The sequence below is a fragment of the Bifidobacterium sp. LH_230 genome, from assembly GCF_056357555.1.
Genome location: NZ_JBKEWJ010000048.1, coordinates 1 through 1,352, shown reverse-complemented (window position 1 = coordinate 1,352; position 1,352 = coordinate 1). Strand labels below are relative to the sequence as shown.

General features: G+C 64.2%; 1 protein-coding gene. It reads left to right on the top strand.

The genetic code is table 11. The features are described from left to right. The first annotated feature begins 148 nt into the window (after nt 1-148). Nucleotides 149-1,291: an IS30 family transposase gene (locus AC1A0G_RS12190; RefSeq protein WP_476530012.1), complete on the top strand. Its 1,143-nt coding sequence runs from the start codon at nt 149-151 to the stop codon at nt 1,289-1,291. Nucleotides 1,292-1,352: the final 61 nt, after the last annotated feature.

Here is a 1,352-nt window from a genome sequence, read left to right as displayed (position 1 = left end):
GGCGGGTTCTAGTGATCGTTGCAACGCCTGATGATCCGAGAGGAGAGATCAGGTGGGCAAGTGGGTGTTCGACGGCGTCGAGTACGAGACCCGGAGTCTGATGTGCGAGGCGCGTCGTGAACGGTACGTGGAGCTCATCCGCGACGGCATGAACTACACGCAGGCCGCGAAGGCGGTGGGCGTGTCCAAGCGCACGGGCAAGGTGTGGCGCAACGGGCGCACGCGCGCGACCGGCCGCAATGAGAAGCCATCCGTGACGGTCTGGTATCGTCCCGTCATGGACGAATCGAAGACGATCAGCACACGGTTCCTTGATCTGGAGAGCCGGCTCCACATCGCCGACTGGATTCGGGCCGGATGGAGCATCCGCAGGATAGCCGACAAATTGGGACGAGCCGCATCCTCCGTCTCGCGCGAGATCGCGCGCAACACGAACCCGGACACGGGCATGTACGAGCCGAACCGCGCCCAACGGGTAGCCACGGAACGACTCGCCCGGCCCAAGACCGCGAAGGTGCGCTCCGTCCCCGGACTGCTCGACTACATCCGCGACGGGTTGAAGCGGCATTGGAGCCCGGAACAGATCGCGGGACGTCTGCGGGAGGACTTCCCGGATAATAAGGGCATGCACATCTGCACCGAGACGATCTACCAGGCCATCTACGTCCAGGCAAAAGGCGAACTGCGCAAGGAGGTCTCCAAGGCATTGCGCTCCGGCCGTGCCGCCCGAAGGCCGAAAACCGACGGGAACGAGCGGCGCCCGCGGTTCCGCGAACCGATGGTCATGATCAGCGAACGGCCGCCCGAAGTGGAGGACCGGGCCGTGCCCGGCCATTGGGAGGGCGACCTGATCTGCGGCAAACAGAACAGGACCGCGATCGGCACGCTCGTGGAACGCACCACCCGGTTCACGATCCTGCTGCACCTGCCCGACGGCCATGACGCCGAACACGTCCAGCAGGCCGTCATCGAGAGGATGCGGGACCTGCCCAAGCTCCTGCGCAACTCGCTGACATGGGACCAGGGCTCCGAGCTCGCGCTCCACAAGCGCATCTCGACCGCATTGGACATGGCCGTGTACTTCTGCGACCCGCACTCGCCATGGCAGCGCGGCACGAACGAGAACACGAACGGCCTGCTGCGCCAGTACTTCCCGAAGGGCACCGACCTGAGCGTCTACTCCCGGGAGTATCTGGACGCCGTCGCGGAGGAACTGAACGACCGGCCGAGGAAGACCCTCGGATTCAGGAAACCGTCCGAAGCCATCCTCGACCTGATCAACGAGGCATGATACGATCACACAACCAAATCAACCAGCAACACGGGTGTTGCAACCACCACTAGAATCCGCC